The 20431-nt window shown below is 57.7% G+C and carries 16 protein-coding genes and 1 pseudogene; 6 read left to right on the forward strand and 11 right to left on the reverse strand.

Annotated elements, in window-relative coordinates:
* The first annotated feature begins 1 nt into the window (after position 1).
* Together ACYJ11_RS17735 and nagZ are read left to right on the forward strand one after the other, a co-directional pair.
* Positions 2-919 (forward strand): carbohydrate ABC transporter permease, encoded by a 918-nt coding sequence (locus ACYJ11_RS17735; RefSeq protein WP_461648800.1) that lies wholly within the window; start codon positions 2-4, stop codon positions 917-919.
* Between the two features lie 99 nt (positions 920-1018).
* The gene (gene nagZ / locus ACYJ11_RS17740) at positions 1019-2566 is read left to right on the forward strand and encodes a beta-N-acetylhexosaminidase (RefSeq protein ID WP_461648801.1); all 1548 of its coding nucleotides are present in this window, start codon (positions 1019-1021) and stop codon (positions 2564-2566) included.
* A 39-nt stretch (positions 2567-2605) separates the two neighbouring features.
* Here nagZ and ACYJ11_RS17745 read toward each other — a convergent pair whose 3' ends face one another.
* Positions 2606-3310 carry a PIG-L deacetylase family protein gene (locus ACYJ11_RS17745; protein ID WP_461648802.1) on the reverse strand — a complete coding sequence of 235 codons (705 nt, stop codon included), beginning with the start codon at positions 3308-3310 and terminating at the stop codon, positions 2606-2608.
* A 44-nt stretch (positions 3311-3354) separates the two neighbouring features.
* Positions 3355-4572, reverse strand: a complete 1218-nt coding sequence (locus ACYJ11_RS17750; RefSeq protein ID WP_461648803.1) for an aminotransferase class V-fold PLP-dependent enzyme — start codon at positions 4570-4572, stop codon at positions 3355-3357.
* A gap of 131 nt (positions 4573-4703) precedes the next feature.
* Here ACYJ11_RS17750 and ACYJ11_RS17755 point away from each other — a divergent pair, with 131 nt between their 5' ends.
* Both ACYJ11_RS17755 and ACYJ11_RS17760 read left to right on the forward strand, forming a co-directional pair.
* Entirely contained in the window at positions 4704-5834 is a 1131-nt protein-coding gene (locus ACYJ11_RS17755) for an ABC transporter ATP-binding protein (protein ID WP_461648804.1), read from the forward strand.
* 1086 nt (positions 5835-6920) lie between these two features.
* Entirely contained in the window at positions 6921-7673 is a 753-nt protein-coding gene (locus tag ACYJ11_RS17760; RefSeq protein WP_461648805.1) for an IclR family transcriptional regulator, read from the forward strand.
* Between the two features lie 248 nt (positions 7674-7921).
* Here ACYJ11_RS17760 and ACYJ11_RS17765 read toward each other — a convergent pair whose 3' ends face one another.
* The 5 genes from ACYJ11_RS17765 to ACYJ11_RS17785 form a co-directional block, all read right to left on the reverse strand.
* The gene (locus ACYJ11_RS17765; RefSeq protein WP_461648806.1) at positions 7922-8644 is read right to left on the reverse strand and encodes an ABC transporter ATP-binding protein; all 723 of its coding nucleotides are present in this window, start codon (positions 8642-8644) and stop codon (positions 7922-7924) included.
* Positions 8641-9405 (reverse strand): ABC transporter ATP-binding protein, encoded by a 765-nt coding sequence (locus tag ACYJ11_RS17770; RefSeq protein WP_461648807.1) that lies wholly within the window; start codon positions 9403-9405, stop codon positions 8641-8643. The genes ACYJ11_RS17765 and ACYJ11_RS17770 overlap by 4 nt, the downstream gene beginning before the upstream one ends.
* Positions 9398-11422: an ABC transporter permease gene (locus ACYJ11_RS17775; protein WP_461648808.1), complete on the reverse strand. Its 2025-nt coding sequence runs from the start codon at positions 11420-11422 to the stop codon at positions 9398-9400. The genes ACYJ11_RS17770 and ACYJ11_RS17775 overlap by 8 nt, the downstream gene beginning before the upstream one ends.
* Positions 11423-11430: 8 nt before the next feature.
* Positions 11431-12678 carry an ABC transporter substrate-binding protein gene (locus ACYJ11_RS17780; RefSeq protein ID WP_461648809.1) on the reverse strand — a complete coding sequence of 416 codons (1248 nt, stop codon included), beginning with the start codon at positions 12676-12678 and terminating at the stop codon, positions 11431-11433.
* Between the two features lie 129 nt (positions 12679-12807).
* Positions 12808-15657 carry a penicillin acylase family protein gene (locus tag ACYJ11_RS17785; RefSeq protein ID WP_461648810.1) on the reverse strand — a complete coding sequence of 950 codons (2850 nt, stop codon included), beginning with the start codon at positions 15655-15657 and terminating at the stop codon, positions 12808-12810.
* A gap of 194 nt (positions 15658-15851) precedes the next feature.
* On the opposite strand from ACYJ11_RS17785, the gene ACYJ11_RS17790 reads away from it, so the two are divergent.
* The gene (locus ACYJ11_RS17790; protein ID WP_461648811.1) at positions 15852-16322 is read left to right on the forward strand and encodes a VOC family protein; all 471 of its coding nucleotides are present in this window, start codon (positions 15852-15854) and stop codon (positions 16320-16322) included.
* Between the two features lie 59 nt (positions 16323-16381).
* On the opposite strand, the gene ACYJ11_RS17795 is transcribed toward ACYJ11_RS17790, so the two are convergent.
* Entirely contained in the window at positions 16382-16708 is a 327-nt protein-coding gene (locus tag ACYJ11_RS17795) for an EthD domain-containing protein (protein ID WP_461648812.1), read from the reverse strand.
* A 112-nt stretch (positions 16709-16820) separates the two neighbouring features.
* On the opposite strand from ACYJ11_RS17795, the gene ACYJ11_RS17800 reads away from it, so the two are divergent.
* On the forward strand, positions 16821-17591 hold the full coding sequence (locus ACYJ11_RS17800; RefSeq protein WP_461648813.1) for an IclR family transcriptional regulator: 771 nt from the start codon (positions 16821-16823) through the stop codon (positions 17589-17591).
* Positions 17592-17696: 105 nt separating this feature from the next.
* On the opposite strand, the gene ACYJ11_RS17805 is transcribed toward ACYJ11_RS17800, so the two are convergent.
* The 3 genes and pseudogenes from ACYJ11_RS17805 to ACYJ11_RS17815 form a co-directional block, all read right to left on the reverse strand.
* Complete coding sequence (locus ACYJ11_RS17805; RefSeq protein ID WP_461648814.1) at positions 17697-18509, reverse strand: enoyl-CoA hydratase/isomerase family protein; 813 nt, start codon at positions 18507-18509, stop codon at positions 17697-17699.
* On the reverse strand, positions 18506-19390 hold the full coding sequence (locus ACYJ11_RS17810; RefSeq protein WP_461648815.1) for a 3-hydroxyacyl-CoA dehydrogenase family protein: 885 nt from the start codon (positions 19388-19390) through the stop codon (positions 18506-18508). The genes ACYJ11_RS17805 and ACYJ11_RS17810 overlap by 4 nt, the downstream gene beginning before the upstream one ends.
* Positions 19391-19465: 75 nt before the next feature.
* A pseudogene (locus ACYJ11_RS17815) lies at positions 19466-20012 on the reverse strand (hypothetical protein); the annotation flags it as partial.
* Between the last annotated feature and the right edge of the window lie 419 nt (positions 20013-20431).

The raw sequence follows: 20431 nt of genomic DNA on the forward strand, positions 1-20431 counted from the left end.
GATGCTCAGTTCGCTCATGGCTGCTGTTGGGTCAGAAAGTACGATCGTCCCGGACGAAATGCGGCTAACCGCGGATGGCAAAGAGCTCATGTACCAACTGCTCTGGCGCTCCGTGCTCATCCTCGTTCTCATATTCGCGATATTCCCTGTCTGGATGATGTTCACGACATCGTTCAAAACCCGCGATGAAGTGCTGCAACTCGGGCTCGATATAATCCCAGCGGACCCCTATGTCCAGAACTACTTCCTGATGTTCCAGCGGTTCCCGCTTGTCGACTACTACGTTAACAGCCTGGTCATTTCGAGTGTGACCACCGTCCTCTCGCTGCTTATCGGTGGACTAGCTGCCTACTCGTTGTCGCGATACGAGTTCCCCGGCAAGGAGAAGTTCGAGATGGGGGCACTCGCAACGCAGATGATCCCCGGCGTACTCATCCTCATCCCGATGTTTCTGTTGTTCATTGTCATGGACCAGTCCGCGAACATTCCAATGAAGGACACGTACCATGGGATGATCTTCCTCTATACGACGTTTACCGTCCCGTTCACTATCTGGATGCTTCGTGGGTATTTCGATACGATTCCGACAGCACTGGAGGAAGCCGCGCGAATCGACGGCTGTACGCGGACACAGGCCCTGTTCCGCGTCGTGATGCCGCTTGCAGCACCGGGCCTGGCCGCGACTGGGATGTTCGTATTCCTGCTCGCGTTCAACGAGGTGCTGTTCGCGTCAGTCCTGGCGACTGACAACGTGACGCCGTTCTCCATCGGAATTCAGAACTTCCAGCAGCAGGACCAGACGATGTGGGGACAGATGATGGCTGCCTCGACCCTCGCCGCTGTGCCGCTACTCGCAATTTTCGTCGTGTTCCAGCGGCAGATCGTTTCCGGACTAACTTCCGGGAGTGTCAAGCAGTAATCTTCGGGCACAGTTTTGTAGCTGTTTGTGATCGCAAACGTAGTTTTATATCCCCAGCACGTCGGGTGTTGTTATATGCAGACGCAGACAGTAGCGAGTATGCCATTGGAACAGAAAGTCGGCCAGTTATTCATGGCTGGATTCGATGGCTCCGAACCGACTGATGGGATACGGGAACTGATTCGTGAGTACAACCTCGGAAACATCATTTACTTCGCCAGAAATATCGCATCTCCATCGCAGGTGACAGCGCTCTCAGCGGAGTTGCAGTCAGAAGCCACGGCGGTCGGCGCTGGCCTCCCACTGTTCGTCGCCACCGATCAAGAAGGGGGTGTCGTCTCACGCCTCGACTGGGGCACACAGCTACCGGGTCAGATGCTCATCGGGGCCTGTGATGACGACGCGATGGCTCGAAAAGCAGGTGCGACCGTCGGACGAGAACTACAGAGCCTCGGGATCAATCTGAACCTCGCACCGGTCCTCGATGTCAATAACAATCCAGAGAACCCCGTAATCGGTGTCAGGTCCTTCGGGGAAGACCCCGAGCGTGTGGGCGCACTGGGCGCAGCCATGGCAGAGGGCCTCCAGTCCGTAGATGTCGCTGCCTGTGGGAAGCATTTCCCAGGGCATGGCGACACGGCAGTCGACTCACATCTCGATCTGCCGGTGGTTGCCCACGAGCGGCCCCGACTGGAGCGCGTTGAGTTCGCTCCATTCGAAGCTGCGATACAGGGGGGTATCGACGCGATTATGACCACGCACGTCGCTTTTCCGGCAATAACAGGTGATGCGGAACTGCCAGCGACGATATCGTCAGCAGTCCAGACAGCACTACTTCGAGAGCAGTTCGGGTTTGATGGATTACTCGTCACGGACTGTCTCGAGATGGATGCGATTGCTGAAGGCGTCGGCACTGCCGAAGGGGCCGTTCGGGCAATCGAGGCCGGCTGTGATATTGTCACTATTTCACATACGCTCAATCGACAGCGTGCAGCGATTGAAGCCGTGCTTACCGCCGTCCGAACAGGACGGCTTACCGAGGAGCGAATCGACCGGTCGTTGCATCGTATCCAGCAGTATAAACAGCAACGGGTGGGTACATCCGAAACTGCCGAAGTGCCGGAGTGGCGTCGCTGTGCGACCGCGTCGAAACAGCTCGCAACTGAGATTGCAAACTGTGGGATAACACTCGTCAGGGACGACAGCGAGACACTCCCGTTCGATACGTCGCGTCACCTGCACGTGGTCAGCTTTACCGGGACGCGGGGGTCGCCCGCCGAGGACGACCGATACGACCCAGAAGCGGTCGCTGTTGCGTTCAGAGAGGTCGGATTTGAAATTACGACACGCACCATGGCTGGTGGGGAGACCGTCGATATAACGCCAGCAGACGAACAGATTGTGGCCGTCAGTTACGATGCTCTGTCGAACGAGGCACAGGCAGAGACACTCCAGACACTCGTTGCGAACCACGACCAGCTGGCTGTCCTTGCTGTGCGGAACCCGTACGACCTCGCTGTCTGTCCGGACGCGGCGACGTTTTTGACGACGTACGACTACTCGCCAGGTGCGATTCAGGCAGCGGCGAAAACACTGGCGGGGACAGTCGAACCAACTGGAACGCTCCCGGTCACGATTCCCAAGTGAGGTATCTTCAAAGACGGTGCTGCTGAAGTGCCCGAGAGGCTATCCGAGGAATTCCTGTGCAGATTCGTGGAGCGGGACGAACCCCTCTGCGCTGCGGGCACCAGCCTGTTTCCCGAACACGAGATTCTCGGCGCGAAGTCCGTCGATGAGATTGTCGAACTCGGCATCGATGCCCCCGTGCTCGACGAGGAACTCCACCTGTGACTCGTGTTTCTTGATTGCTGTGACCTTTTGTTCCAGATACCCATCGATATCGATGAACATGGAGGGGGTAAACTCCGATGTCGGCTTGCCGAAGTAGTAGATGTTGTCCGGATCGCAGGGTTCGAAATCCGTCTCAACGAGAGGCAGCGATGCCATGTAATACGCGTCCGTAACTAACCGTGAAGTCGCCCGATGATCTGGGTGCAAATCGTCTTTGTAATGTGTGAGGATGATGTCCGGCGCATATTCACGGATTACATCCACCATCTCGACACGGTTTTCCAGAGAGTAAGTGATCCGCCCGTCCTTGAAATCGAGAAAAGCGACTTCTGCCGCGCCTAACACGGCTCCCGAGGCGCGGGCCTCCTGTTCGCGGACTCGCCCGACCGCTTCCTGTGAGTCCGTTCGCAGCCCGCCGTATTCGCCCCGAGTCATATGGACGATACTAACCTCATCCCCACGTTCAGCGTGCTTTGCTATCGTACCGCCACAGAAGACATCTGCGTCGTCTGGGTGGGCAACTACTACGAGGACATCCATACTATGCTATGGTATTGTAAGTTATTATTTATATTTTTTCTTCGTCACAGATGTGTGAGCAGGCGGTCGACGACGTACGCAGCACCGTCTTCGTCAAGGCACATTGGGTTGAGAACAATCTCTCCCCCGTCGATACGATCCTCACCGACATACACGCGGGGGTCCTCCCGCTGAAGCTCTGAGACCAGCGTCGCTGCCGAGGAGGTGGATTGGGAGCTAGAGATATCGACAATAACGTGAGGTGCCACACTCTGCTCACCGCCAGCGACAACTGTGGTCGCCACGCCCGCTGACTCGAGCTGGCTCGCCATGCTCTGGGCGAGATTCTCCCACTCGGCAACAAGCGCTTCCTGATCTTCCTCGATGAATAGTTCCAGCGCGCGAATGAGGCCGACAAGTTCCTCCTTACCAACCTTGAGCGACCGGCCGATACCCTGTCTGGGGACTCCATCGAATCGTTCCGTGTCGATAAGCGAACTGGGTGGATTCCAGACCCGGCGATCGACGTGCATATCTTGATGTTGGACGGCGATTGAACGGATATACCGACGTTTGCCGGCGATGAGACCCGTCGTCTGTGGGCCGCGGATTCCTTTGCCACCGCTGAACACCACTATGTCCGCTCCCTGCTCAACGAAACGAGAGAGGTTTTCAATGGGCGGAACTTCTGCGGCAGCGTCGACAATCACGGGCACATCGTGTCGGTGTGCAATTTCTGAGACAGTAGAGAGTTCGGGCTGCGTGTATGTTTTCTGGACGTACGCAACCCCAGCAGTGTTTTCGTCGATGGCGCTTTCGATTTCCCAGGGTTCAACGTTTGTTGCACCGGTTCCGAGGTGGTAATCGTTTGTTCCGACATCGACGATGTTTGCGCCAGCCGCCCGCAATGCGTGGTCGTACCCCGTTCGGTGAGTCCGGGGCATCACAATGTCGGTTGGTGCGTCTGTCGGATGGGGCAACTCCGACATAGTCTTCGGGTCGTCCCCCGCGATCGCGGCAGCTGCGGCCAACAACAGACCGGCTTCAGCACCCGGCGAAACGTATCCGGCTTCCGCCCCAGCGATTTCAGCGATCTGTTCGGACGCCTTCGCTTCTAGATCACTCAACTGGACGAATTCGTCGGCAGCAGCGCGCATGGCGTCTGCGGCTTCCTCCCGAATGAGGCTGCCACCGATCCGCGTTTTTGTGCCCGCTGCATTGATGACCGGCGTGACACCCAACTGACGATACACCGACTCTGACTCTGTTGTGAATGGAACCATAGTTGTGCTCTTTTCACTACCGCTAGTCCTGTATACGAACTCAAATCCGCTCCAGGTATATGAAAGGTTCCCATCTATAATCGAAGAACACAAACTATTATATAGCTCTGTGAAGCAATAACGGGTATTGCATGGCACAGTTAGCGCTCGATAACCTTGTCAAGACGTTCTCCGACGGGAGCGACGAGGTTGTCGCTGTCGATACGGTGGACATGTCGCTGAACGACGGCGAGTTTCTAGTACTGGTCGGCCCATCCGGCTGTGGAAAATCGACAACCTTGCGGATGGTTGCCGGGCTTGAGACGGTGACTGAAGGCGATATTTTGATTGGAGACGAGTCCGTTATCGGCACCGAGCCCCGTGACCGCGACATCGCGATGGTGTTTCAGAATTACGCGCTCTATCCACATATGACCGCAAAGGAGAATATGTCGTTTGGCTTGAAGATGACGACAGATCTGGATACGGAGACGATTGAGCAGCGTGTAACCGAGACAGCCGAGATGATGGGCATCGAGGACTTGCTTGAGGATCCGCCAAAGGAGCTATCTGGCGGCCAGCAACAGCGAGTGGCGCTTGGAAGAGCAATTGTCCGAGACCCGGCAGTGTTCTTGATGGACGAACCCCTGAGCAATCTGGATGCCAAACTCCGGACCAAAATGCGGACCGAACTAAAGAGCCTCCAGAACGAGCTTGACGTGACAACCATCTATGTCACCCACGACCAGACGGAGGCAATGACGATGGGCGACCGTATCGCTATTCTGGACGACGGCGTATTACAGCAGGTTGGAACGCCGCTGGAGTGTTATCACCGTCCAGCCAATCGGTTTGTCGCCGGGTTCATCGGGTCGCCCTCGATGAACTTCATACCTGCCGCTGTCGAGGACGGAACGCTAGTGCATCAGGAGTTTACCTACGCGCTGTCCACTGAAACTGCCGCTCAACTCGACGGGTACGAGGAGGTCATCCTCGGTGTCCGGCCCGAAGATATTCAGCTCAGCACCGCGACAGGCCCGGAGCAGACAGTTACGGCGACCGTCGATGTCGTCGAACCACTTGGAGACCTGTTTCATGTGTACGTGACTATCGACGGGCAGCAGTACACGGTCACCGTCGAGGATGGGTCGAACCTCGGGAACGGCGTCACGGTCGGATTGCGGTTCCCAGAGGATGCCATCCATCTCTTTGATGCGGACTCCGGTACGGCGATCAAAAACAACGAAACGGAAATCGACGAAGAGAGTCCGGTTGCAGCCTGATTTTTTCTGATTCCGCCCCGCTCGATAGTACGTGTATCGAGAATAACCGAGAAGGGTGCCCAGTGGTAGTAACGGCCGGGAAGGAAACTGGGAGGAAGCGATTTGGAACCGACCCATTGTAACAGTTCTCTGAGAGCAGGACTGGCTGATGCTATGATCTGATACCTGCTTGCCCAGTATTCAATAGTCCCTCGCTGCGAGGGAGTTCGGGAATTCGTGTCGCAATATGAAATTTATTCACGCAACCACCAGGAGTAGCTAACAAGGCGGAGCGGCTTGCTAGGTGAACGATTATAGTTGTGAGGCATCAGGACCGCAACAGCGCTCTGTTTCGTAATACGACATCTCTGGGACCGTCAGATAACAGGCGTACAGATATTATCGGAGTGGTCGACTGATCTACACTGTTCACTAGACGGCCGAGAGTAGCGGAGAGACAGACGCAACCCTGACTGAGATTCAACACCTGTGAACAATCCTCACTGTCGGCTGGGTGGTTACACTGCAGATCTAGAGCCCACATACCTCAGCGGGACGCTTACAGAATAACATGAGTACGTCTGTTATTCGATTCGGAATCAGTCTGAGAGTTTCCAGTTGTAGGTGATAGTATCGGCGTTGAGTGAAGACCAGTATCGAGGCACTACGAGAAGTGGTTTGCGAGGAGAGTGCTGAGTACGAACAGGGCAAGTCGAAACGGACTAGGAGACCGTGACGGGACTGGTCCTGGTAAGACTGCTATCCGTGTCACGTTTTTACTTGCATTTCGTATGCTGGGACCTAGTTCAATCAGATTGAACAGGGTAGTGGTCGAGAAAGTGTCAGAATCTGAGATCTGCATTGGCCGGAACTAGAACACCAGTATGATGCCGCCTTACTCCGTTTTTGAGTGGCATACCGTGGTCAATGGGGACGCAAACGGAACAGACGGAATTTCGCAGGGTTACTGGATTGCCGAGTTTTGGGTAGGTATATCATGGTGCAGTCGCCGCCACGCCACTGAGAATACACCAGCGATCACAGCCCCCGGACATAGAGTTCAATCTTGTTGAATAATTTTATAAACAGGTAGCCAAATATACGTGTATGACAGGACAAGGCCCGATAGAGTCCGCCGGAAGGGTGCTGGATATTATTGAAGCACTGAAAACGGAACAGGCACTCGGCGTCACTGAGCTGGCAAAGCGGGTGGAGATGCCCAAGAGCACAGTCCACGTTCATCTCTCAACACTTCAGAGCCGAGGCTACGTCGTCCAAGACCAGAACAAGGCGTATCGGCTGAGCTTACGGTTTCTGGATATTGGGATGAAAGTCCGCGAGCGACAGGAAATGTACCAGGAGGTCGCCCCGAAACTGAACGAGATAGCCGACGAAACTGATGAAAAAGCGTGGTGGATCGTCGAAGAGAACGGAAAAGCGGTCTTTCTGGCCAAAGCGCTTGGCAGTCGTGCGATTCAGACAAATTCACAGATCGGCCAGTACACCGAGCTGTACAGGCTCGCTGGTGGCATGGCAATCCTCTCAGTGTTGCCGAAACACCGGCGGGAGACAATCCTCGGAAGCTACGACTACCCTCTCCCCGACGGTCGGGATCGGCAGGAACTCGAAGCAGAACTCGACGAGATTCAGGACCGCGGCGTCGCCTACGGCATTGACCAGTTCCTCGAAGGCGTAGCCGGCGTCGGTGCCCCGCTAGTAGACAACGCCGGCAACACGTACGGTGCCATCAGTGTCTCGGGACCAGCGAACCGGTTAGACTCGGATCGCATCGAGAACGAACTGACCGACCTCATCCGTGGAATCTCCGGCGAGCTACAGGTGAATCTCTCGTATCAGTAGTTCTACTGACTTGAACACCGTTGATCTGGGCAAAGACACCTGTGAGACCACTCGATTCCCTCCGAATAACGCTGTGACACGATGGGATCCGATTCAATAGAATAGAACGGGCCATGTGGTGTGTTCACATTTAGACTGTCGCTACCGCTCGGTGCATGGAGCTCGAATTATGGTCGGTAAGCCCCGTCTCGAACGGGGTCTTACACGATACGGCCCGGTGACCGAGCTCCGGGTCGTTGTCGCCATAGTCAGTCAGTGACACCGACGCCGAGGTGTCTGTCGAGTACTTCCTCGTTGTTCCCTATCTCCGCCGCAGTCCCCTCGTGGACGATCTCACCTTTTTCCAGGATGTACGTGTACTCTGAGACCGCCAGTGCTACCGGAATGTTCTGCTCAACGACCAGCACTGTGATCCCCTGCTCGTTCAGTTCGAGGATTAGGTCCTCGATCTGCCGGACCACGTATGGTGCGAGCCCTTCGGTCGGTTCGTCAAGCAACAGCAGATCCGGGTCGGCAGTCAGTGCACGGCCGACCGCGAGCATCTGCTGTTCGCCACCCGAAAGGACTGACCCGTCCTTGTGTTCGCGCTCTGCGAGGTTCTCGAACATATCCAGCACGTCGTCGACTGATGGCCCGTCAGGTGACTCAGCGCCGATCTCACCCATTCTAATGTTCTCTCGAACGGTCAGCTCGGGGAAGATCCGACGCTCTTCGGGAACGAACCCGATGCCGCGTCGGATCGTCGCTTCGGAGTTGAGTGTCGTGATGTCCTCGCCGTTGAACGTTATTGTCCCTCCAGTCGGGGTAATGTTGCCGACAATTGAGCGGAGCGTCGTTGTCTTGCCGACGCCGTTTCGCCCGACCAGCGACACAACGCTTCCACGTTCGACATCCATCGAGACGCCCTGTAGCACTTCGGTCATCCCGTACCCGGCCCGGACACCTTCGAGAGAGAGTAGTGAGTCAGTCATTCTCGGACACCACCGAGGTACGCATCGCGGACGTCTTCGTTATTTGCGATCTCTTCGGGTGTCCCGCTTGCGAGTTCTTCGCCGCGCGTAAGGACGGTAATCCGGTCCGAGACACGCATCACGAGGTCGATATCGTGTTCGATGAGCATCAGCGACCGATCTGAGAGGACCTCATCGATAAGGTTCATCGTGGCCTGTGTTTCCTCGCTACTCATTCCGGCGGTCGGTTCGTCAAGCATGACGAGGCCGGGGTCTGTCGCCAGCACGAGACCCAGTTCGAGTCGGCGCTGGTCGCCGTACGCCAGGGCCTCCGCGTGCTCGTCGGCCCTGTCTTGGAGGCCGATCTGTTCCAGCACCGTCCGGGTTTGCTCCGCGATCTCCTCGAAGCCGTTCTTGTCGCGAAACAGCGCTTCGCCGGGGTTGATTTCGTCACTGTAGACCGACTGTGCTGCCAGACGCACGTTTTCTCGAACGGTGAGGCCGCCGAAAACATTGGTAATCTGGAACGACCGTCCCAGTCCGCGGCCAACCCGTTCGTGTGGCGCGACGTTAGTAATATCCTCACCCTTGAACCGCACGACGCCTTCTGACGGCGATAGTGCGCCAGTGATGAGATTAAACGTCGTTGTCTTCCCGGCCCCGTTTGGCCCGATAACGCTCCTGAACTCACCATCCGCAACCGACAGCGACACGTCGTCAACAGCGGTGAGTTTGCCGAACCGCTTCGTCAGTCCGTCCGTTTCGAGTACAGTCTCAGTCATCGCTTCTCACTTCCGGCTCATCCATATCTACGGCACCATCCGCGTTGTTGGCCGTCTCCAGTCGCTGTGCGACGAGGGACGGAATCGATACGATACCCCGTGGGACGAACAGCACGAACAGGATAAACATCGTCCCGATGATAAGCCGCCACTGGTCGGTGTACGACGAGAGGAATTCCTCGGCGCCGAAGAAGACGCCGGAGCCGATCATGGGACCGTACAGTGTGCCCATCCCACCGAACAGCGCAATGACGATGACCTCCCCTGAGTGAATCCAGTTGAGTGTCTGGTCCGGTGAAATGATGACAGTCGACGGACTGACTGCGAGGAGGCCGCCGGCCAGTCCAGCCATGCCGCCGCTGATGATGAACGCTCGGCGCTTGTACCTGTTGACGTCGTACCCGATGAACTCCGCTCGCTCTTCGCTTTCCCGAATCGACTGCAGGACACTGCCGAAGGGCGCGTTCATCATGCGCCGAGCGAACAGGAACGACAGCACGGCAATGAGCAGGGCGAGATAGTAGAACACGAACTGCTGTCCGAGTTCGTAGCCGAGGAGCCCGAACTCAATATTGGAGAGCGATTCCCCGACGGTACCGAGTCCGATGAACGCCTCGAAGCCGAGCAGGCCGTCGCTCCCGCCGGTGAACTCGAACTTGAACACAGCACTGTAGAGCAGCTCCGCGAACGCCAGCGTGATCATGGCGAAGTACACGCCGGAGACCCGAATCGAGAGGCTGCCGACGACCCAGGCCAAGACAGCACAGATGAGAATCGCCCCGAGTAACACGACAAAAACCGACTGCGAATAGTGTAACATGACGAGCGCGGCGGTGTATGCACCGACGCCGTAGAACATCGTGTGGCCGAGCGGGACCAGGCCGGCGTATCCCATCACGATATCGAGACTCAGTGCGAAGATAGCCCAGATGAGGATCTCGTTGAGGACGACGAGGTAGTACTGATCTCCCATGAACAGGATCGCGATCGGGGCAAGCGCGAGCGCGACAACGGCGATACCACCGAGCCGTACCCGTGTGCTGTCTGCCAGTACCCCGCCGTACCCGCCGACGAGAATCTCGCCTTCGCCGTCTGACTCTTCACCCCGCGTTCCGAACAATCCCTGCGGTTTCACGAGCAACACCGCAATCATAAGCAGGTACACGGTCAGCCCTTCCAGATTGGGGACAGTCAGCGTCGTGTCACCGAACGTGGCCAGAACGCTCCCACTGTAGGCCCGCATCAGCGTCTGGACGACACCGACGAGTAACCCACCGAAGACGGCCCCTCTGAAGCTACCGAGGCCTCCGAGGACGACGACAACGAATGCTGGAATGATGACGCTGTTCCCCATGCCAGTGTTCACGTTCTGGTAGCCGCCGAGGACAATCCCGGCGACGGCAGCGAGCGCCGCACCGACACCGAAGACCAGCGTGTAGTACTGGTCGATGTCAATACCGACGTTGCGGACCATCTCACGGTCCTGTGACCCGGCACGGATGATCATCCCGTACTTCGTCCGGTTCAGCAGGTACCACGTCACTACCGCGAGCAACGCGGCGAAGACGATCATGAAATAATTGTACACGGACACCTGCACGCCCAGTATGGACACGGGCCGGCTTAGATACTCCGGGACGGCTAGCTGTCGTTGCTGTGTCCCCCAGATAAGACGGATCACGTCGTTGATCACGAGCACGAGTCCGAACGTCAGGAGAATGTGATACAGCGGGTCTCGACCGTACAACGGCCGGACGGTCGTTCGTTCGATAGCGGCACCGATGAGACCGACGACGACCGGTGCAACCACTATCGCGATCCAGAACCCAGTCCCCGCCCCGAACGGCGCAATGATGCTCAGCGCGAAATACGCACCGAGTGCGAACAGTTCGCCATGGGAGAAGTTGATCACGTCCATCACGCCGAAGATGACCGACAGTCCGGCGGCTAGCAGGACGTAAACCATCCCCAGGGTGAGGCCATTCAGCAGTTGTTCGATGAAGTCGGCAGCAACCATCGTACTACCTACATCTCACAGCCGAGGTCACTGGCCGGTGGCAGCGTCTCCGAACCCGGGACCTGCTCTAGAAGTTCGACATCTGCTGAGTCACCATCACCCTGGACGAGTTCAGCCATCCACGTCGGATTCGTGGCCTGATGGTCGCTCTCCCGAAGCGTGATGTCCCCCAGTACTGTCGTGAACGTCCCACCTTCGAGTGCGTCCCGGACATCCCCGGGTTCGGTACTCCCGGCTTCGTTCATTCCTTTGGCCATCAGTCGCATCGAGTCGTAGCCGACGCGGGCGAAGTTGCCCGGCTCTCTGTCGTTCTCGCTGGCGTAGGCCTCAACGAATGCCTGATTGTCCCCGGTTTCGAGCGAGGGATCGTACCGAGCGCCACCGAAGGTGCCGACGCTGTTCGATCCGGTCCCGGCACGGACGCTCTGGAACGTCTGGGTCGGGCCGACAACAGCCATCTGATCGGTGAGACCCTGATCTGCAGCCTGGTTAGTGAAGTTCACCAGATCACCACCGGTCATCCCCAGCATGACCACGTCAGCCTCGGAATTGCTTATCTGCGTAATGAACGAGCCGTAGTTGCTTGCACCCAACTCCGACGTTGATGTCCCAACCTCGGTGTAGTCGTCGCTAGCGTTCTCCATGCGCCTGCTTGTTCGGTTGTACACCGAGTCGCCGTACGCGTAGTCCGCGTAATGGAACCAGACGTTGTTCCCCAGATTGTTGACTGAATACGCCGATATCGCCTCGGCAATCTGTGCCGTATTCGTCTCAAAGCGGAACACCCATTCGTTGCAGGCAGACCCGGTGATCGGAACCGCCGCACCGCCGGGGAAGTAGATGTGCTCAGATTGAGCGGCAAAATCGTTCAACCCGAGCGCAACGGAACTGGAAATCGCACCGAACACGAACTCGGCCCCCTCCTCCTGAACGACACGCTGTGCCTCAGACTGTGCGGCCCCAGCTTCGGTTTCTGTGTCACCTGTCACCAGCTCGAACTCGAAGTCGTAGTCGTCGTTGTTGTTTATTTCCGCTACAGCGAGCTCAGCCCCAGTCCGCTGACCCGGCCCAAGCGAACTATACGGGCCAGTCATTGGATTGAGGCTCGCAACGGTCACTGCCTGCTCGCCTCCTGTGGACCCGCCCTGACAGCCGGCGAGGCCAAGCACGCCGACCGCGCCGGCGGCGGCGATGAACTGTCTCCGTGAACGGTCGATTCCCACACTACTGTCTGGTGAGGTACCTTCGCTCGACATAGGTTCATTATCTATTGTTAAGCAAATCATATTAAAGCCTTGCCCCTGTCGGCACGTATCGCGCTGTTTGAGAGGGACAATAGCTGTATTACCGCCTCTCGTGGCTCCTGGTTCCCACCGTAGTGGTGGCTAGTTGGTGGTGTCGTTCTGTCTGTACAGCCACGCCAGCGCAGTCCCGAGTACGGCGGTCGTCCCAGTGAGTGTCGTGAAACCGGGGCCACTGGCGGCAGTCCCAGTGTTTGTCTCCGTCGCTGTGTCCGTGCCCCCTGTCTCGACAGGAGTTGTCGCTCCGCCAACAACAGTACTTTCGTCTGTCTCAGTGCCCTCACTCGTCGGCGTGTCATCGGTGCCACCGACAGCCGGGCTTGCTGGCATCGTCAACTCACGGGTTTCAGTCGTTGCAGACTCAATCGCGGCGTCAGCGAACAACAGCTGTTTGTACTCGAAGTTCTCGAACATCGCCAGCTGGTCGTCGTAATGTTCGCCGGTAGTGTCATCTGGGGCGACGTAGCCGTCGTTTCCGGGCGGAAGGATGTTCTCTGCCCTCGGGTCGTCGCTGAGCCGGACGACGTGATTCTCAGTCCCGCGGTTCAGCAGCGCCGTGTTCCCCGCGGACGTGACGCCGATAGGCATCCCGAACAGCGCGAGATTGTCGAACTCGTGTAGTGCTGCCTCCCGCCGCCAGGTCTCCGGCGAACCGTCGTATTGCTCGGCGAGTTCGCTCACGGCGGTTTGGAACGCACTGACTAGCGCGTCCGTGAGATCTCCGTCGGCGTACTCGGCTTGCGTTGACAATGCTGTCTCTGCCGGGTTGAGGACCCGCATCAGGGTGCCGCGACCGTAGTCGTAGTCGAGGAAGTACGATGCCGGGCCGTAGGCGCTCCCGAACGTCTCGCTGAAAACCTCCTCCAGAATGTACGGGAACGTCGCGTCCCAGATCGTGTACCCGGCGGAGTGGCGTCCCTCGTTGTCTTCGCCGTCGGCCTGTGCGAAGTGGTCCCACGAGGCCAGTTCGTCGCGTGCTTGCTGTTCGGTATCGGAGAGATCTGCATCCGCAAGCGCATCAAGTAAATGGTCTTTGTACCGAATCGAGCGCAGGTCGGTAAAGGAGATATCGTAGATAACAGTCTTCAAGAACTCGTAATCGACTGTTCCCTCCTGTGCTAACCGCTGTTCGACCAGATTGATGATCCGTTGCACGCGGTGGTCGGTCGACCACGAATAGCTCAGGTCACCGTTGTTCCACGCAGGCGCGGGTTTGTTGTTCCACTGTGCCGAGTACCCCGGGTCGGGATTGATCGCGTAGGGGACGTCACCGTCAGCCGCACGTAGGTAGTCCGCCGACGTGAGTTCGTATTGTGTTCCATCGGCCGGCAGCCGAGTGTCCCATTCGACTGCTTCGCTATCCGGGTACCGACCCAGATGAACGTACGCGATGTCACCATCCTTGCCGGCCCACATGAAGTTCAGCGCATAGTCACAGCGCTGTGCTGACTCCCGGAACTCCTCGGCGTCCGTCGCGAACTGACACTCGTAGAAGGCCCGCCAGCAGTTCATATGCCGGCCGGCGTATGACTTCGTCTGCGCCAGTGCTTCCCCGTTGTCGGGGTCCCACTGGGTCACAACGCCGTGGCGTGTGAACCGTTCAGTGTACGTCACGTCCTCGCCCTCGGCGACGGTGATTGTCTGCTCGGCCGTCTCAACCTCGTACTCGTCGCCCTGGAAGGTGTACGTGTCCGGTCCCGACGAATTGGTCGTGATCGACTCCGTGAACATCTGGATGCAGTTGTCGATTCCGGCAGTCGAGGTCATCGCCCCGTTGCGATTGTGTCCGAACATGATGAACGGATACCCGGTGACGGTGACGCCAGCGACATCGAAATCCGGCCCATGTAGGCTCGCCTCGTACATTATCGAGGGCGTGTTGAACCCCATCTGTGGCCCGCCCATCAGTAGCGCATCGCCACTGGCCGTGATATCCCCCTGAACAGCAAGAGCGTTGCTGCCGTACTTGATCGGGAGGCCGAGGCTGTCGAGTCCGGACGCAAGCGTCCGCATCCGCTCTATTTCGCCTTCGTGCATCCCTTCAGCGTCAGTTGGTGGTGTGTACTCCCCGCCAGTTACCAAGTTGCTCGGTGTCACAGACGGACCGCTGGCCCCGCGCGTTACCCTGTCTGTCTGCTCGCCCCCAGCCACGTTGGGTGTTGACCCTGCGCCTACGTCAGTATAGGGAGGGGAGTAGGCATCCGATGGTTGGACCGTCGAGGTCGGGCAGCCGGGGTCGTCGCCCCACTGCAAGTCCTCGAATAGCTCCATCGCCCGCTGTTCGCTACCGGTTTCCTGCCCGAGTGCGTCGAGAACAGTCGCACCGAGCGTCTCAAGCTGGAAGCCGCTGAAATACGCCATACTGGCGACGAACATCCCGGCGGCGTCCGTCGTGGTGAACTCCTCGGGCTCGAACCCGTGCTCCTGAAACGCCTGATGGAATTCCAGTTCCTCGCTGTCACGGACTTCAGCAATGTACCGGTTGATACCGTCGGTAAACGCCTGCAGGACCGCTCGCTGGTCCGCCGTCAACTGTTCAGCGGCCTGGTCGTCGAGTGACGGCTCGCCGGCGGTGTTGCGTCGCGCCTCGATATCGAACTGGACCCAGTCGGTGTCTCCGTCACCAGAACCGAGAACCGCCGCGACAGTCCCGTGATAGTATCGCCGGTACAGTTCTAGCTGGTAGAGCCGGTCGGCCGCAGTCGCGTATCCGAACCCATAGAACACCGGGGCACGGCTGTCAGCGTCGCGGGCGTAGATGTGTGGCACGCCGTAGTCGTCTCGTCGTATCGTGACCGTCGCGTCATCTTCCTGTGCGTACGCTAACTCCGTCTCCACGGCTCCGATACCGGTCATGCCGGTAACCGCTGCGCCTGTCTTCAGAAGCGATCGTCGCGAGAGGTGCTGCCATGACTGCTGGTGCTGTGCTGGCATCCCGTAGTCGACAGTCTGGATATTTAATAAATATTTGGGAACATTTCAGAGGGAGCCGAGTGTGTCTGTTCACATTCGTTAATAGTCGGGTATCACGTGAACGTATGCCATGACGGGAAAGGTAGCGTCCCGTTGAGATCAATACATACTGTCCGACCCAAGCATATAATTGGGAGCCTAACACAGTCCTCGCCATGCCTCAGGAGACGCCGATACGTGTCGATCACATCGGAATCGCTGTCGAGGACATCGACAACGCTGAACCATTTCTGTTTGCACTCGGTTGTCGGAAACTCATCGAAGAATCCGTCGAGGGGCGGTTTCGCTGGGCGCAGTACGATTTCGATCGGGACGCGTCACGGCTGGAACTCATCGCACCGGAGGCACCGGACACGTTCCTCACGACGTATCTCGAGGACCACGGTCCGGGACTACACCACGTCACGCTCGAAGTAGCTGCTGTCGACGCGGTGAAAACGATACTGGAGCGCAACGGATACAGCGTCGTCGAGTACCGCGAGTATCAGGACTGGACTGAGGCGTTTGTGCCACCATCAAATCCGACCGGGGCGCTCTTTCAACTGTTCGAGTATCACGACAGCTACGACGCTGATCGGCCGCCTGCCGGGAAGCTCTACGTCGATGGCAGCCGACTCGATGGCTGATATCTGCAGCGATTCGCTCTCAGGAAACTGGTCGAGCGGGAACAGCAGGAGCGACGCTATCAGTCGTCTCTTTCGTCGAGTTGGACCGTTTCCTTGACGATAAGCCGGGGGCCGGCCTCCAGATCGATAAACTCAGCCGCGTCGGCCTGAACTGTCTCGGCAAGGTCTGAGTCAAACGCGTCGCTGAGTGCGTCCATGTCCTCGAAATACAGCTCAAGCACGCCGTCGTACGCTGCACGCTCCGGGTCCGTTGGCACGGATGTCACGTAGCGTTGCAGTCCCGGCAGATCCTTCGCCAGTTCCGAGTGGTCGCCTTGCCATCGGTCGGCGAACTCCTCGTGAGTGTAGCCATCTCTCCGGACGAGCAAGTCGACGATTTTTGTCATGCGTTCCCGGTATCGTCACGGGTTGGCTTTTACCTACCGATCTGACAGGGCCGCTCCTGATTCAAGCTACTCGAACAAAACACTTGTAAGCCGATTAGTCATGTGTGTACGTATGGCAATCCCGCCCGCTGTCAACAGGCCGGTCGGAACGATCGAGAGAGCAATCGAGATCATGGAGTATCTCAAGGAGAACGACACGGCCACAGTGTCGGAGATGACAGACCACCTCGACTGTGCGAAGAGTACGACGCACAGGTACATGAAGACGCTCGCGGCCAACAGTCTCCTCGTTGAGGACGGCAACGAGTATCAGCTCGGGATCCGCTTTCTGGACTACGGCGAAGTGGCACGGAACAAATACCGGCTCTACGACGAGGCGAAGCCGAGAGTCGACGAACTCGCGGAGGAGACCGAGGAGAAGATCTGGTGTGCAGTTGAAGAACACGGCCGGAGCGTCCACATCTACGGCGCACAGGGTAAACACTCGGTACAGACGTACGCCAGGGTCGGCCATCGGAATTATCTCCACCAGCACGCCGCGGGGAAGGCCATACTCGCACACCTTCCGGATAGCCAGATCACAGAGACCATCGACAGGCATGGCCTGCCCGGCCGGACGCCACAGACGATCACCGACAGGGACGAACTCTGGGAGGAAATCGAGACCATCCGTGACCGCGGATACGCGTTCAACTTTCAGGAGTCGGTGGAGGGACTGCACGCGGTCGGGGCTCCAATTACGGACGAAAACGACGTTGCCATCGGGGCGATCAGTGTCTCCGGCCCGGCAAGCCGGCTTGAAGGCCCCATCCTCAGAGACGAACTGCCGACGCTGCTACTGGGCGTGGTCAACGAAATCGGGATCAATATGGCCCATCCATGAGGCCACCAGCGTAGTTCTAGCGGGGCAACTGGCTGTTTTTGGACTGTTCTTCTCTGTGCGCGGTAGCAGCCAAACTGGGTACCTCGTTCTGGGATCGGGGCGCGCTCACTCGCTGGTCCACTCCGGCTCTCTGTCTTCGAGGAACGCGTCGATCCCTTCGTCCTTGTCGCCAGTGGCGAACAGTTGTGCGAACAGTTCGGCTTCGTACTCGATGCCGGCTTCGAGGTCCATTCGGGAACTGGCGCGGACGGCTTTCTTCGCGAGTTCGAGCGCCGCTGGGCTTTTTTCTGCAATCGACGACGCTATGTCGTAGACCCGCTCATCAAAGGAATCGTCATCGTGGACCTCGTCAACGAGGCCGATATCGGCGGCCTCTGTCGCGTCAATGAGTTCGCCAGTCAGGATAAGCCGCATCGCGTGGCCCTCACCGACCAGACGCGGCAGTCGCTGTGTTCCGCCACCACCGGGCATGATGCCGAGGTTGATTTCCGGCTGGCCGAACTTCGCATCCGTGTGCGCGATCCGGATATCAGCCGCCTGAATCAGCTCACAGCCGCCGCCGAGGGCGTGCCCGTTGATACGGGCGATGACCGGCATCGGGCACTCGTCGACGTACTCGTAGACGCGAGGTCGCTTGCTCGCTTCCCGTTGCTCTAGCATATCCCGGTCGCGGAGTTCCGTCACGTCCGCACCCGCAACGAATGCGCCCGTGTCTGCCGCGCCAGTCAACACGATGGCGCGAACGTCGCTGTCAGGGATTGCATCGAAGACCTGTTTGAATTCCGACCGCAACTGGGCGTTGAGCGCGTTCCGGGCCTCCGGGCGGTGTAATTCGACGGTGGCGACGTTCTCCACGCGGTCGCCGACGCTCACCGAAACCGTTTCACAGTCCGCCGCGGCGTCAGCGAGGTCCGTCATGCGTCCCCCCATTCGCCGCTGGTGCCGACGATGTCGCCGTCCTCCCAGACGTAGAACCCCTCGCCGGATTTCTTGCCGAGTTTTCCGGCTCGGACCTTCCGTTTCAGGATCTGAGGCGGACGGAACCGTTCGCCGAGTTCCGCACGCAGGTATTCGAGGATGTCGAGTCGGACGTCGAGACCGACGACGTCACCGAGTTCGATCGGTCCCATCGGGTGATTGTAGCCGAGTTCCATCGCAGTATCGATGTCCTGCGGTGTTGCAACACCCTCCTGCACCATCCGCATCGCTTCGACGCCCAGCGAGACGCCAAGGCGGGAGGAAGCAAAGCCCGGTGCATCGGCCACCTCGACCGGTGTCTTGTCGATCCCATTCACGAACTCCCGGGCACGCGCAATCGTTTCGCCACTTGTCTGTTCCGCGACGACGATCTCGACGAGTGCCATGATGTGAACCGGGTTGAAGAAGTGGAGGCCGATAGCCCGTTCGGGATAGTCGAGGACGCTCGCTATCTCAGTCAGTGACAGCGAGGAGGTGTTTGAAGCGATAAGCGTCGCCGGGTCGACATGGGATTCGACTTCGGTGAGCGTCTCGTGTTTGATCGCCATGTCTTCGGGGACTGCTTCCACAACGAGGTCTGTCCCGGTCACAGCCGCCTCCAGCGATGTCGTTCCAGTCAGGCGGTCTAACGTTGCCTCGGCCGTGGATTCGGTCACTTTCTCCCGGGCGATACCCTCTTGCAGATTCGACTCGATGGCGGCCAAGCCGTCATCGACGATATCCGCCTCGATATCGCGGAGAGAAACGTCGTGACCGGCCATTGCCGACACCTGAGCGATACCGTGGCCCATGGTACCGGCGCCTAGGATAGCTACGTGCATCATTTCTCAGCACAGTAGCGAAGAATAAAAACGTTGCTTGCGTCTCACCAGTAGGGTGTTAGTAGCATTGTGCCATCAGGCGAAGCTCTGCAATCGGTTTTTCGAGGGTTCCGGGTCTACGTGACTAAAACAGTGTGAATACGACGACGTTTGATGCTTTAGATCCTGAAAAGCCTGTTCGGCAGCGTTTCGATTGCCGTGGCGACACATCTGAAATCGAAGTCCAGCTCGTCGAGGGGTAGTTTGGAGTATTGAACGCCATCAGCAAGAAAGACAGCAGTTTCGACATCGTGTTTGTGCCGAAGTTCGCGCGGGAAAGTTTCTGTGAGGGTGGTCGAAGTCGTCGTAAATTGCCGGACACGAAGCGGTTCGTTCGACTGGGGATAGGCGGCGTTCACAAGAGCACAGCTCTTGTGCAGCCCATCAGAATGGCAGAGCCATTCTGAGGACGGCGTACAGCCAGAATTGCTGACAAGTATACGAACCACTGTTTCGTCAAGCGCAATCTGAGTCGATGACTTACCCGAGTCTGGCTGTAGATCGGCCTTCTGAACCCAGTCGTGGACGGCTTTCGAGTTCGCTGGACACCCAGTATATGAAGTAATTCGACGATATTCGACAACTATTCCAGAATCACGACGGCAACAGGAAGAGAAATCAACAAGGCTCAATGGAATCTCCGGATAATCTGTTAAGTTCTGTTTTGGTTACGAGATAGCGGGCATAGTGCTCAGCGTCATAAACTGATTTGCCCTTTTCCCATGAATACGGCCGTCTAGCTTTGATAACGACACCTCGATTTGTTTGATTTATTACTGTTGCATCTGGACCGGCAGTAAACGATCCAATGTCCCAACTGTCAAGGCAACTGGCATTTTTGAGACGAGTGGACACATAGTTTGTTTCAGCCTCTAGCGCACGCTCCTTTGCTTCAGTTATGTTTATTTGTACATCAGAGGTTGGAGATACTTGGCTATCAGTTGATATCGGTGTTGCTGTTGTTTGCTCATTATTCGACAACATGCATCCCGACAATGGCAG

The organism is Haloarcula sp. H-GB5, from assembly GCF_054850705.1.